The following is an 11,974-nucleotide window of genomic DNA, read 5'->3' as shown; positions in this document are numbered from 1 at the left end:
GTGCCTAGCTAAGGAGCCCCAACACAGGAGCTCTCCCATGGACGTTCTCTACAAGGCCCACGCCACCGCCTCGGGCGGCGGACGCGAAGACGGTCGCTCGGCCACTGACGACGGCAAGATCGATGTCAAACTGTCCACCCCGACCGAAATGGGCGGCAAGGGCGGCGACGGCACCAATCCGGAGCAGCTGTTCGCCACAGGCTATGCCGCCTGCTACCTGGGTGCCCTGCATCTGGTCAGCGGCAAGGCGGGCACCCCTGTCGGTGCGGACACGAAGATCCACTCCACCGTCGGTTTCGGCAAGAATACGCGCGGCGAGGGCTTCAACCTGGATATCGCCCTGAAGGTCACCGACCATGGCCTGGATCAGGCGGTCATCGACGACCTGATCCAGAAGGCCCACCAGGTCTGCCCCTACTCCAATGCCACGCGCGGCAATGTGGATGTGGCGTTGAGCGCCGAATAAAACTGGCATCCATTACTTCGGATAAATAGTTTTCGATGGCGCGAAGGATTGTTGTCCTTCGCGCCTTTTATTTTGTGTCACGGAACAAAAACTGAACCACACCGTTATCATTGTTCGAAGCGCGGGGAGCGCTGAAATCATGAAAACGCTGGAAACTAAAACCAACCGCAAATCGAGCCCCTATTACTCGGGCGGCGGCGACCTGTCAGGCGTCGACCTGCAGGTCTTCAGCGGCTCGGCCTTCGTCAAGCATATCGCCGCGCTGGTGCGCATGGCCCGAGGCAAGCGCGCCGTCCGCCACACCTCTATCTGAAACGACCGCGTCGCAACGTCACCCTGGCCCGTAGCGCACACGCGGCGCTGGACCGGGCCCGTCCGGTTTTCTAAGGGTGGCGCATGACCACCCTGTTCGACGCCACGCCCGACCCCCTCCTGACCCTAGAGCCGCATCGCCGCGCCACCGTGCGCGAGATTTTCGGCGTCGACAGCGACATGACCGTGCCGGTCTTCGCCGAACGCGACAGCCATGTGCCGGAAATCGACGACAGCTATCGCTTCGACCCCCAGACCACCCTGGCCATCTGCGCGGGCTTCAGCTTCGACCGCCGCGTCATGGTCCAGGGCTATCACGGCACCGGCAAGTCGACCCATATCGAACAGGTCGCGGCCCGCCTGAACTGGCCACTGGTGCGCGTGAATTTGGACAGCCACGTCAGCCGGATCGACCTGGTCGGCAAGGACGCCATCGTCCTGAAGGACGGCAAACAGATCACCGAGTTCCGCGAGGGCATGCTCCCCTGGGCTATCCAGCGCCCGATCGCCCTGGTGTTCGACGAATACGACGCCGGCCGTCCCGATGTGATGTTCGTGATCCAGCGCGTGCTGGAGGCGCAGGGCCGTCTGACCCTGCTGGACCAGAACCGCGTGATCCGGCCCAACCCCTTCTTCCGCCTGTTCGCCACGACCAACACCATCGGCCTGGGCGACACATCCGGCCTCTATCACGGCACCCAGCAGATCAATCAGGGCCAGATGGACCGCTGGAACATCGTCACCACCCTGAACTACCTCGACCACGACGTGGAGGCCGAGATCGTGGCCGCCAAGGTCCCCGAATGGGCCGACGCCGAGGGCAAGCGCAAGATTGCCGCCATGGTCCGCGTCGCCGACATGACCCGCAACGCCTTCATGAACGGCGACATCTCCACCGTCATGAGCCCCCGCACCGTCATCACCTGGGCCCAGAACGCCATCATCTTCAACGGCGACGTCGGTCTCAGCTTCCGCCTGACGTTCCTGAACAAGTGCGACGAACTGGAACGGCCGACCATCGCGGAGTTCTACCAGCGGGCTTTCGGGGAAGACCTGCCCGAGGCGGCGACGCGGGTGAAGGTGGGTTAGGCCAAGGCGTTACCAAGGTTTCATGGTCGAAACGGAACCCCCCGCCCCTCTCTGCGCTATGACGGCACGCCTCCCCGGCACCCATTCATTCGAGAGGATTTCTCCATGACCGACCAACGTATCGAAGGCGCCGCCAACACTGTCGGCGGCCGTATCAAGGATGGCGTCGGCGGCCTGACCGGCAACGATCGTCTGCAGGCCGAAGGCAAGCTGGACCAGGTCAAGGGCAAGGCCCTGGACGCTTATGGCCGCGTCATCGACGGCCTGGACGGCTTGGTCGAGAAGGCCCCGGTCCAGTATCAGGACAAGGCCCGCCAGGGTCTGGACTTCGCCCGCCGCAAGCCCCTGCTGACCACCGGCATCGTCGCCGGTCTGGCCGTGCTGCTGGGCGGCCTGGGTCGCCGCCGCTAAGGCGAGGCCTGTCCACACAGACAAAAGGCCCGGGCAGCGATGCCCGGGCCTTTTTCTTTAGCATATGCATATTTGACAAAACTAGCTAGCAGCTAGGTGCGTTGAGGCACTGATCCCACACGATCCACGCTAGCCAGCCCCCATATATGAGCAGTCCGGCTAGCAGGAAGGCCGACAGGACAAGAAGCGCCCGAATGACCTTGCGCATTGTCGACGGCTCACGCCTCCTCACGCCTTGGCATCCTTTTCTTTGGATTATTCCTCCCCTGTTAGGGGAAGATTACCGTCAGTCCGCCACGACGTCAGCGTCCTCGGCCACCTTTTCCGGCGCGCCTTTGGTCGGGGTGATGTCGAAGGCGATCTTGCCGTCCTTCAGCTCCACCTTCACATGGCCGCCGCGCGTCAGGCGTCCGAACAGGATGTCGTCGGCCAGCGGCTTCTTGATGTGTTCCTGAATGACCCGCGCCAGGGGACGTGCGCCATACAGTTCGTCGAAGCCGTTCTTGGCCAGCCAGTCGTTGGCTTCGTCCGACAGTTCGATGGTGATGTTGCGATCCGCCAGCTGGACCTCCAGCTGGATCATGAACTTGGTCACCACCGACTTGATCGTCTCGGCGTCCAGCGCCTTGAAGGCCACTATGGCGTCCAGGCGGTTGCGGAACTCCGGCGCGAACAGCCGCTGGATGGCCTTGTCGTCCTCGCCCTCGACCTTGCCCCGGCCAAAGCCGATGGAGGCCCTGGCATTGTCGGCGGCCCCGGCATTGGTGGTCATGATCAGGATGGTGTTCCTGAAATCGACCTTCTTGCCGACCGCATCGGTCAGCATGCCGTTGTCCATCACCTGCAGCAGGATATTGTAGACGTCCGGGTGGGCCTTCTCGATCTCGTCCAGCAGGACCACCGAATGCGGATGCTGATCCACCGCATCGGTCAGCAGGCCGCCCTGGTCATGCCCGACATAGCCCGGAGGGGCCCCGATCAGGCGGCTGACGGTATGGCGCTCCATGTATTCGGACATGTCGAAGCGCTGCATCTCGATGCCCAGGGTGGACGCCAACTGCTTGGCCACCTCGGTCTTGCCCACGCCCGTGGGGCCGCTGAACAGGAAGGCCCCGATCGGCTTCTGCGGATCGCGCAGACCGGCGCGAGCCAGCTTCATGGCCGCAGAGACCTGTTCGATCGCCGCCGACTGGCCGAAGACCACGCGGTTCAGATCGGTCTCCAGCTGGCGCAGGCCCTCGGTATCGGACTTGCTGACCGACTTGGCGGGGATGCGGGCCATCTTGGCGATGACGGCCTCGACCTCCTTCTGGCCGATGACCTTCTTGCGCTTGGATTCGGGCAACAGCATCTGCGACGCCCCCGCCTCGTCGATCACGTCGATCGCCTTGTCCGGCAGTTTGCGGTCGGTCATGTAGCGGGCAGACAGTTCCACCGCCGTGCGAATGGCGGCGTCCGTATAGCGCAGCTTGTGGTGCCCCTCGTAGGAGCTCTTCAGTCCCTTGAGGATCTTCACCGTGTCCTCGACCGTCGGCTCGTTGACGTCGATCTTCTGGAAGCGCCGCACCAGGGCGCGGTCCTTCTCGAAATGCTGGCGATATTCCTTGTAGGTCGTCGATCCCATGCAGCGCAGGGTGCCCGACGCCAGGGCGGGCTTCAGCAGGTTGGACGCATCCATTGCCCCACCCGAGGTCGCGCCCGCGCCAATCACCGTGTGGATTTCGTCGATGAACAGGATCGCGTTCTCGTGGTTCTCCAGCTCCTTGACGACCTGTTTCAGCCGCTCCTCGAAGTCGCCGCGGTAGCGGGTGCCGGCCAACAGCGCGCCCATGTCGAGGCTATAGATGGTCGCGCCTTCCAGCACGTCCGGAACCTCATGGTTGACGATCTTGCGCGCCAGACCTTCGGCGATCGCGGTCTTGCCCACGCCCGGCTCACCGACCAGAAGGGGGTTGTTCTTGGTCCGGCGGCACAGGATCTGGATGGCCCGCTCGACCTCGCCATGACGGCCGATCAGGGGGTCGATCTTGCCCTTGCGCGACTTCTCGTTGAGGTCGACGCAATAGGCCTCCAGCGCCTCTCCGCCCGTCTTGGCGGCGGCGGCATCCTCGGCATCCTCGGGGCTGGCGGCACCGGCCTTGGCCGGACGGGTCTCGCCCCCGCCCTTCTTGGCAATACCGTGCGCGATATAGTTCACCGCATCGTAGCGGGTCATGTCCTGCTCCTGCAGGAAATAGGCGGCGTGGCTCTCGCGCTCGCTGAAGATGGCGACCAGCACGTTAGCGCCCGTGACCTCCTCGCGGCCCGAGCTCTGGACGTGGATCACCGCGCGCTGGATCACGCGCTGGAACCCCGCCGTCGGCTTGGCGTCCTCACCATCGCTGGTGGCCAGGGCCGCCAGGTCGGTATCGACATACAGCGTCAGCGCTGTCTTCAGATTGACCAGCTCGACATTGCAGGCGGTCATCACGCCAGCCGCATCGGGGTCATCGATCAGCGCCAGCAGCAGGTGTTCCAGCGTGGCGTATTCGTGCTTGCGCTCGTTCGCATAGTGCACCGCGCGGTGCAGGGTCTCTTCGAGAGGACGTGAAAATGAGGGCATGGGAGCTTATCCTCTCAGTCTTTTTCCATCGTGCATTGCAGCGGGTGCTGGTGACGTCTGGCGGTTTCGATCACCTGGGCCACCTTGGTCTCGGCGACTTCATAGGTGAACACGCCGCAGACCCCGACGCCATGCTGATGCACATGCAGCATGATGCGGGTCGCGTCCTCGCGGCTCTTCTGGAAGAACCGTTCCAGCACATAGATGACGAATTCCATCGGGGTGTAGTCGTCGTTCAGGATCAGCACCCGATAGAGCGAGGGCTTCTGAAGTTTCGGCCTGGTCTCGGTGATCGTGGCAGAGCCGGAGCCCTGGTCCTGATCACCGGTCTTGCGTGACGGCGGCATTCGTAATCCAGTTGGGAAGGTCGATGGATCAGATAGGCAATGATGCCCTGAATTGAAGATGCGACAAGTCACCTCTTTGTTTGCGCAGGCGCAGACGCCTGTCCCTCCCGCTCGAGGCGCCGCGCCCTCCCACCCGGCTTCGCTGCGCTCAGCCACCCTCCCCCCAGGTGGGAGGGACAACGCCGTGCATGCCCTCAACAGTAAAAAGGCCACCGGATCGCTCCGGGGGCCTTCCTGTTACGCTACTAACTTGGTCAGGCGCTTAGCGAGCGGCCTGGAATTTTTCGACCGAGGCGGTGACGCGCTCGTTGATGGGCTTGAAGCTGTCCTTGACCGAGGCGGTCATGATGTCCGTCGCCTTGGTCACTTCGGCCAGATAGGCCTCGGTGGCCGACTTGGCCCAGCTGGTTTGCAGTTCCAGCAGTTCCTGGATCGAACGGGCCTGGGTCATCGACTGAGCGGCGGCGACGCCGTCTTCCCAGGATTTCTTGGTGAAGGCGACCGATTGGGCCGACAGGGTCTCGACGCCCTTCTGGGCGGCGGTAGCCGAGGCGACCATGGCTTCCAGGTTCTGCTTGCCGTGCGCGTTCAGCTCGGCGAGGCTGGCGGCCGACTTGTCGGCAGCTTCACGGAACACCTTGGCACCGGCAGCCTGGGCTTGCTCGGCATTGGCCTGGAACGTGGCCTGGGCCTTTTCGGTCGAGGCCTTGGCAGCGTCGACGGTCTTCTTCACGGTTTCACCGGTGTCAGCCATGGTACAATCTCCTGAACTGAGGTGTCGCAGTGATCCCGCGACTGAATTTTCTCGCAGCAGGCGATTCCGCCGCGACGAGGGTGATATGGTGCATGTGCGAACAAACGTCAAGGCGTATTGTGCGCTGCACAAAACTGTCAGTCGGACTTCACAATCCTGTTGACGCCTTGTTTACCCTCTCGAAACGGACGGAGCGCATGTTAGTCCTATCGTCAGCGTCGTGTGGTGGGGCCGCCGTCGCGCTAGTCAAAGAGTGAGGCCTTCCGTTGCAGACCATCGCCCTGATCCGTCGCGGACTTCTGTCACTGGCCCTGATCGTGGGTCTGAGTCTGACGCCTGCGGCCACTCCACCGGTCGCACAGTCCGGCGACAACGCCCGCTATGCCGCCATCGTCGTCGACGCCGAAACAGGCGAGGTCCTGTTCGCCCGCCATGCCGACGCCAGGCGATTCCCGGCCTCCATCACCAAGATGATGACCCTGTATGTGACCTTCGAGGCGATTTCGAAAGGCGAGGTCAAACTCACGGACGTGCTGACCGTCTCACCCCGCGCCGCCAGGGAGCCGCCGTCCAAGCTTGGCCTCGCCGCTGGCCAGACCATCACCCTGGACAACGCCATGCGCGCCACGGCGGTACGCAGCGCCAACGACATGGCCATGGTGATCGCCGAACATGTGGGTGGGTCCAACGACCGCTTCGCGGCCCGGATGACGCAGAAGGCCCAGGAACTGGGCATGACCCAGACCCGCTACTACAATCCCAATGGCCTGCCCGACAGCCGACAGGTTACGACAGCCCGCGACCTGTCCATCCTGGCCCGCGCCATCATGCGCGACTATCCGCAGTACTATACCTACCTGGGCCAGCACGACTGGGCCTATAATGGTCGTGAATACCGCAACACCAATGGCCTGCTGCACTCCGGCAACGGCTACGACGGCATGAAGACGGGCTATACCAACGCCTCCGGCTTCAACCTCGCGGCCTCGGCGGTGCGCGGCAACAAGCGGCTGATCACCATCGTCCTGGGCGGTCGTTCGACGGCCAGCCGCAATGCCCATGTCGCCGCCCTGATGGACACCGGCTTCGAACTGGAACGGGCCCGTGGCCGTGGCCAGACCATCCAGGTCGCCCAGGCCTTCTTCGAACAGCGCGGCTTTGGCATCAGCGCCCAGCCTGCCGACGACGTCCAGTTTGCCTCCATCACATCCAGCGGTGCGGCTGCCCTGAACGAGGCCAATGGCGACGAAGGCACGGCCTATGCCGCGCTCGCCCGAACGCCCACTCCTGCGCCTGCACCGCGTGCAGAAGTCCGTAGCGAACCTCGCACACCCGCTCGCCCCGCGTCGCGCAATGGCCAGCTTCCCGCCGACCTGCCCGCAGACGTCACCGCCATCCTGAACGGCGGTCGGTCGCCCGCCACAGCCAGTGCCAGTGCCAGCGCCTCGACACGCACCTCCTCCCCTGCCCGCGCTTCAGACGGCTGGGCCGTTCAGGTCGGGGCCTTCCGCGACGAGACCGTGGCCAGCAACTGGTTGACCGAGGTTCAGCGCCGCTTCCGCAGCCAGTTCTCATCCGCCGAACGCACCGTGGTCGACGCCGAAGGCTGGTTCCGCTCGCGCTTCACAGGCATGACCGAACAGACCGCTCAGGCCGCCTGCGAGGCCCTCGCCGCCCGTAGCGTGACCTGCATGGTGGTTCGCCCGCAGGGCTAGCGTAGACGCGGCTTTACCAGAGCCACCTTTTCCCGTATACGCGCCGCCTTTCCAGGGCTTCGGTCCTGGCGTGGAGTTCCAAAGGGTTCGGGAAGTCATTCCGGCCGCCACGCCTGGATCCATCGTGGGAGAGGACTTTAACCCGGTCCCCTCGCGCCGACGCCCTACAAGGGAGACTACCGCATGGCTCTTTACGAGCACACGGTCATGTCGCGCCAGGATATCAGCGCGCAACAGGCCGAAGCGCTGAATGACACCATCAAGGATCTGATCGTCGCCGGTGGCGGCTCGGTCGCCAAGATCGAATACTGGGGTCTGCGCAACCTGACCTATCGGGTCAAAAAGAACCGCAAGGCACACTATTCCCTGCTCGCCATCGACTGCCCGCCGGCTGCCATCGCCGAAGTGGAACGTCAGCTGTCGATCAACGAAGACGTGCTGCGCTGGCTGACCGTCCGCGTCGAGGAACTCGACCTGGAACTGTCGCCCCTCCTGGCCCGCCGTGAGCGCGAGCGTGAACGTGAGCGTGAGCGCACGCCGCGTGAAGACGCCCCCGTCGCCGAAGCCGCAGAATAGGATTCCGGAACATGACCGATACGACTGCTCCCTCGCCGGGCGCGCCGGCCGGCTCCGGCCCTGCTCGCCGTCCCTTCTCGCGTCGCCGCAAGGTTTGCCCGTTCACGGGTGAAGGCGCGCCGAAGATCGACTACAAGGATGTGAAGCTGCTGCAGCGTTACATCTCCGAACGCGGCAAGATCGTGCCCTCGCGCATCACAGCCGTCTCTCAGAAGAAGCAGCGCGAACTGGCCAAGGCCATCAAGCGCGCCCGCTATCTGGCCCTCCTGCCCTACGTGGTGAAGTGATATGAAGGTCGTTCTGCTTGAGCGCGTCGAGAACCTCGGCGCCATCGGCGACGTCGTGTCCGTCAAGGACGGCTTCGCCCGTAACTTCCTTCTGCCGCGCGACAAGGCCCGTCGGGCCACGTCCGCAAATCTGAAGGCTTTCGAACTCGACCGCGCCGCCATCGAGGCCCGCAACGAGAAGAACAAGGCCGACGCCGGCTCGATCGGTTCCAAGATCGACGGCCAGACCTACGTCATGATCCGCCAGGCGGGTGAGACCGGTCAGCTGTACGGTTCGGTCGCCGCGCGCGACATCGTCGAGGCCGTCACGGCCGAAGGCGGCAAGATCGAGCGCAGCCAGGTCGTCCTGAACGTGCCGATCAAGAGCCTGGGCGTCCACGAAGTGCTGGTTCGCCTGCACGCCGAGGTCACGGCCACGATCAAGATCAACATCGCACGCTCGGCCGAAGAAGCCGAACGTCAGGCCAAGGGCGAGGACGTCATCAAGGCGGCCTACGACGAAGATCGTGAAGCCGCTCTCGAGCAGGCCCGCGACATGGTCGCCGGCGGCGCCGGTCAGCAGGACGGTCTCGGCTCCGAAGCCTGATCGTCAATCAATACTGACTATCGGACGGCGGCGTGGAGCACTCCACGCCGCCGTTCTTTTTTGCCGCTCAGATATCGGGCGCATCAGCCGTTTGAACCGGCCCGAACACGGCCTCGAACGCGCTTCTCAAGGCCGCATCCGCCTCGTCCATCGTGGCCAGCACGCCCAGGTCGACCAGGCTGGTCACCCCATGCTCGGCGATGCCGCACGGCACGATGCCGCCGAAATGTTCTAGGTCCGGCTCGACGTTCAGGCTGATGCCGTGGAAGCTGACCCATCTGCGGACCTTGACGCCGATGGCGGCGATCTTGTCTTCCCGTGACCAGCCCGCGCCCTTGCGCTCGACCCAGACCCCGACCCGACCCTCGCGCACCCCGGCCTCGACGCCGAACCGGTCCAGCGCATCGATGATCCAGCGCTCCAACCCGCGCACGAAGGCGCGCACATCGCGCCCCCGCCGGTTCAGGTCCAGCATGACATAGGCCACGCGCTGTCCCGGCCCGTGATAGGTAAACTGCCCGCCGCGCCCCGAGCGGTGCACCGGAAACCGCCCCGCATCCAGCAGGTCATCGTCCTTCGACGACACCCCGGCGGTATAAAGCGGCGGGTGTTCCAGCAGCCAGACCATCTCGGACGCCTCGCCCGCCGCGATCGCCGCCACCCGCGCCTCCATGAAGGCCACCGCCTCGTCATAGGGTACCAGCCTGGACGACACCGCCCATTCCACGGCCACCCCGTCGCTCGGGATCAGGCGATTTTCCGCAGGGCTTAACGGGTCAGCAAGCATGAAGACTCAATGTGTCCCCCGAAGGCATCGCGCAAGGGCTGTCGCTTGCGCACCTTCGCTTGAACCGGATGCGCCTTGAGCCAGATTGACGCCGTCGATGTCGAGATTTCCGTCGTGCTGGGCCGTTCGGTCCTGCCGATGTCGCAACTGCTCAAGATGGGCCGTGGCGCGGTGATCCCGCTCGACGCCTCCGAAAGCGACGAAGTCTGGATCCTGGCCAACAACCACCCTGTGGCCCGTGGTGAGATCGAGATCCGCGACGACCGCATCGCCATCACGGTGACGCGGGCGGCGGATGTATACGACTTCATGGCGGGAGCGGCTTAGCCCTCTTCCCTTTCCCCCCGACCTCCGCTATCAGCCCCGCTCCGATGTGAGCGGCCGTGGCGGAATTGGTAGACGCGCAGCGTTGAGGTCGCTGTTCCTTAACCGGAGTGGAAGTTCGAGTCTTCTCGACCGCACCATCGGATTTCGAAACCTGTGAGGCGGCTGGACTTCGGTCCACCGTCCGGGCAGGCTTCCTTCATTCAGGCGAACCGCTGGCGGTTCATGGGGCGACGCATCGGCGAATAGCTGATTCATTTTTCGAGGGAGGCTTGAAGCGTGATCACCACCGCAGACGCCCCCTTGCCGCCCGAAGCCGAAACCGAAGATCACGTCGCCCTGGACGAGGACTACGTCCTGACGCCCGCCTTCGTGGAAAAGGTCGTCGATGCCGCCGACGACGGTGACGGCGCGCGCCTGACGGCCCTGCTGGAAGACCTCCACCCCGCCGACGTCGCCGACCTGATGGGCTTTCTGACGGAACAGCATCGCGGCGTGGTCGTGATCTGGCTGCCCGCCGACCTGCTGGCCGAGACCCTGCCCGAGCTGGACGACAGTATCCGCGAGGAGGTGCTGGAACGCGTCCCCCACCTGATCCTGGCCGAGGCGCTGCAGGAGCTGGATTCCGACGACGCCGCCGCCGTGGTCGAGGACCTGGAAGACGATCAGCGCGAAAAGGTCCTGGCCGCCATGCCGGACGAGGATCGCGCCGCGATCGAAAGCTCGCTGGGCTATGCCGAGGACACGGCCGGTCGCCTGATGCAGCGCGAGGTCATGGCAGCGCCCCAGTTCTGGAACGTCGGCGATACCATCGATCACATCCGCAAACAGGGCGAGGACCTGCCCGAGCTGTTCTTCGACATCTACATCGTCGACCCGGCCAACAAGCCGATCGGCGGAGTAGCGGTCAGCGGCCTGCTGAGGGCACCGCGCACCGTCGCCCTGACCGACATCATGGAGCCGATCAACGCGATCGCTGTCGATCAGGACCAGGAAGAGGTCGCCTATATCTTCGAGAAATACCACCTGATCTCGGCCCCGGTGGTCGATGCGGCGGGCCGTCTGGTCGGCCAGATCACCGTCGATGACATCGTCAACATCATTCAGGAAGAGAACCGCGAGGACATCCTGCGCCTGGCCGGTGTTCAGGACGAGGACCGCGGCTCCTCCATCCCCGAGATCGTGCGCAGCCGGGTGCCCTGGCTGACCATCAACCTGGCCACCGCCACCTTGGGGGCCAGCGTCATCGGCTGGTTCGAGGGCACGATCCAGCAGATCGTGGCCCTGGCCGTCCTGATGCCCATCGTCTCGGCCATCGGGGGCAATGCGGGGACCCAGGCCCTGACCGTGACCGTCCGCGCCCTGGCCACGCGTGAGCTGAACAGCTCCAACGCCCCGCGCACCTTCTGGCGCGAACTGGTCGTAGGCCTGGCCAATGGCCTGGTGCTGGCCCCCCTGATCGGCCTGGCCACCGCCTTCTGGTTCCGGGACGAAGGCTGGCTGATCGGCGTGGTCATCGCCGCCGCCATGGTTCTGAACCTGCTGGTTGCCGCCAGCGTGGGCGTGCTGACGCCTCTGACCCTGTCCAAGCTGAAGTTCGACCCGGCCGTCTCCTCCGCCGTCTTCGTGACCGCGACCACGGATTTCTTCGGCTTCCTGATCTTCCTCGGTTTGGCCACGATGGTGCTGCTGTAACGGCGCGGGCCTTGCTGCTTCCC

At 64.4% G+C, this 11,974-nt stretch carries 14 protein-coding genes and 1 tRNA gene; 11 read left to right on the top strand and 4 right to left on the bottom strand.

Annotation, left to right across the window (positions count from 1 at the left end):
- Positions 1-37: 37 nt before the first annotated feature.
- The 4 genes from WC585_RS12835 (at position 38) to WC585_RS12820 (ending at position 2,278) form a co-directional block, all read left to right on the top strand.
- The gene (locus WC585_RS12835) at positions 38-466 is read left to right on the top strand and encodes an organic hydroperoxide resistance protein (RefSeq protein WP_373258377.1); all 429 of its coding nucleotides are present in this window, start codon (positions 38-40) and stop codon (positions 464-466) included.
- A gap of 139 nt (positions 467-605) precedes the next feature.
- Positions 606-779: a hypothetical protein gene (locus tag WC585_RS12830; protein WP_373258376.1), complete on the top strand. Its 174-nt coding sequence runs from the start codon at positions 606-608 to the stop codon at positions 777-779.
- Positions 780-862: 83 nt separating this feature from the next.
- The gene (cobS, locus tag WC585_RS12825) at positions 863-1,867 is read left to right on the top strand and encodes a cobaltochelatase subunit CobS (protein ID WP_373258375.1); all 1,005 of its coding nucleotides are present in this window, start codon (positions 863-865) and stop codon (positions 1,865-1,867) included.
- Positions 1,868-1,972: 105 nt separating this feature from the next.
- A complete protein-coding gene (locus WC585_RS12820) occupies positions 1,973-2,278 on the top strand; it encodes a CsbD family protein (RefSeq protein ID WP_373258374.1) in 306 nt (101 codons plus the stop codon).
- 286 nt (positions 2,279-2,564) lie between these two features.
- Here the strand turns inward: WC585_RS12820 and clpA are convergent, their stop codons facing one another.
- From clpA to WC585_RS12805, 3 genes are all read right to left on the bottom strand, one after another.
- Complete coding sequence (clpA, locus tag WC585_RS12815; protein WP_373258373.1) at positions 2,565-4,880, bottom strand: ATP-dependent Clp protease ATP-binding subunit ClpA; 2,316 nt, start codon at positions 4,878-4,880, stop codon at positions 2,565-2,567.
- A gap of 14 nt (positions 4,881-4,894) precedes the next feature.
- Entirely contained in the window at positions 4,895-5,227 is a 333-nt protein-coding gene (clpS, locus tag WC585_RS12810; protein ID WP_373258372.1) for an ATP-dependent Clp protease adapter ClpS, read from the bottom strand.
- 262 nt (positions 5,228-5,489) lie between these two features.
- On the bottom strand, positions 5,490-5,981 hold the full coding sequence (locus WC585_RS12805; RefSeq protein WP_373258371.1) for a phasin family protein: 492 nt from the start codon (positions 5,979-5,981) through the stop codon (positions 5,490-5,492).
- Between the two features lie 266 nt (positions 5,982-6,247).
- Between WC585_RS12805 and WC585_RS12800 the strand changes: the two genes are divergently transcribed.
- The 4 genes from WC585_RS12800 (at position 6,248) to rplI (ending at position 9,145) form a co-directional block, all read left to right on the top strand.
- Positions 6,248-7,696 (top strand): D-alanyl-D-alanine carboxypeptidase family protein, encoded by a 1,449-nt coding sequence (locus tag WC585_RS12800; RefSeq protein WP_373258370.1) that lies wholly within the window; start codon positions 6,248-6,250, stop codon positions 7,694-7,696.
- A 183-nt stretch (positions 7,697-7,879) separates the two neighbouring features.
- Positions 7,880-8,272 carry a 30S ribosomal protein S6 gene (gene rpsF / locus WC585_RS12795; RefSeq protein WP_373258369.1) on the top strand — a complete coding sequence of 131 codons (393 nt, stop codon included), beginning with the start codon at positions 7,880-7,882 and terminating at the stop codon, positions 8,270-8,272.
- Positions 8,273-8,283: 11 nt separating this feature from the next.
- Positions 8,284-8,559, top strand: coding sequence for a 30S ribosomal protein S18 (gene rpsR / locus WC585_RS12790; RefSeq protein WP_373258368.1), 276 nt, complete (start codon positions 8,284-8,286; stop codon positions 8,557-8,559).
- Position 8,560: 1 nt separating this feature from the next.
- Positions 8,561-9,145 carry a 50S ribosomal protein L9 gene (gene rplI, locus WC585_RS12785; RefSeq protein ID WP_373258367.1) on the top strand — a complete coding sequence of 195 codons (585 nt, stop codon included), beginning with the start codon at positions 8,561-8,563 and terminating at the stop codon, positions 9,143-9,145.
- Positions 9,146-9,212: 67 nt separating this feature from the next.
- Here rplI and lipB read toward each other — a convergent pair whose 3' ends face one another.
- A complete protein-coding gene (gene lipB, locus WC585_RS12780; protein WP_373258366.1) occupies positions 9,213-9,932 on the bottom strand; it encodes a lipoyl(octanoyl) transferase LipB in 720 nt (239 codons plus the stop codon).
- A 75-nt stretch (positions 9,933-10,007) separates the two neighbouring features.
- Between lipB and WC585_RS12775 the strand changes: the two genes are divergently transcribed.
- The 3 genes from WC585_RS12775 (at position 10,008) to mgtE (ending at position 11,951) form a co-directional block, all read left to right on the top strand.
- Complete coding sequence (locus WC585_RS12775) at positions 10,008-10,259, top strand: FliM/FliN family flagellar motor switch protein (RefSeq protein ID WP_373258365.1); 252 nt, start codon at positions 10,008-10,010, stop codon at positions 10,257-10,259.
- A 50-nt stretch (positions 10,260-10,309) separates the two neighbouring features.
- Positions 10,310-10,396 (top strand) — tRNA-Leu (locus tag WC585_RS12770).
- A gap of 142 nt (positions 10,397-10,538) precedes the next feature.
- A complete protein-coding gene (gene mgtE, locus WC585_RS12765) occupies positions 10,539-11,951 on the top strand; it encodes a magnesium transporter (protein ID WP_373258505.1) in 1,413 nt (470 codons plus the stop codon).
- Positions 11,952-11,974: the final 23 nt, after the last annotated feature.

The sequence above is a fragment of the Brevundimonas sp. genome (genome assembly GCF_041648055.1).
Lineage (GTDB): Bacteria > Pseudomonadota > Alphaproteobacteria > Caulobacterales > Caulobacteraceae > Brevundimonas.
The sequence above is the reverse complement of the archived record's forward strand: the minus strand, read 5'-3'. Positions and strand labels throughout refer to the sequence as shown.

What these genes read in the sequence shown, in the direction of transcription:
- WC585_RS12835 (WP_373258377.1), top strand. Translation starts at nt 38, where the DNA reads ATGGACGTTCTCTACAAGGCCCACGCCACCGCCTCGGGCGGCGGACGC.
- WC585_RS12830 (WP_373258376.1), top strand. Translation starts at nt 606, where the DNA reads ATGAAAACGCTGGAAACTAAAACCAACCGCAAATCGAGCCCCTATTAC.
- cobS (WP_373258375.1), top strand. Translation starts at nt 863, where the DNA reads ATGACCACCCTGTTCGACGCCACGCCCGACCCCCTCCTGACCCTAGAG.
- WC585_RS12820 (WP_373258374.1), top strand. Translation starts at nt 1,973, where the DNA reads ATGACCGACCAACGTATCGAAGGCGCCGCCAACACTGTCGGCGGCCGT.
- clpA (WP_373258373.1), bottom strand. Translation starts at nt 4,880, where the DNA reads ATGCCCTCATTTTCACGTCCTCTCGAAGAGACCCTGCACCGCGCGGTG.
- clpS (WP_373258372.1), bottom strand. Translation starts at nt 5,227, where the DNA reads ATGCCGCCGTCACGCAAGACCGGTGATCAGGACCAGGGCTCCGGCTCT.
- WC585_RS12805 (WP_373258371.1), bottom strand. Translation starts at nt 5,981, where the DNA reads ATGGCTGACACCGGTGAAACCGTGAAGAAGACCGTCGACGCTGCCAAG.
- rpsF (WP_373258369.1), top strand. Translation starts at nt 7,880, where the DNA reads ATGGCTCTTTACGAGCACACGGTCATGTCGCGCCAGGATATCAGCGCG.
- rpsR (WP_373258368.1), top strand. Translation starts at nt 8,284, where the DNA reads ATGACCGATACGACTGCTCCCTCGCCGGGCGCGCCGGCCGGCTCCGGC.
- rplI (WP_373258367.1), top strand. Translation starts at nt 8,561, where the DNA reads ATGAAGGTCGTTCTGCTTGAGCGCGTCGAGAACCTCGGCGCCATCGGC.
- lipB (WP_373258366.1), bottom strand. Translation starts at nt 9,932, where the DNA reads ATGCTTGCTGACCCGTTAAGCCCTGCGGAAAATCGCCTGATCCCGAGC.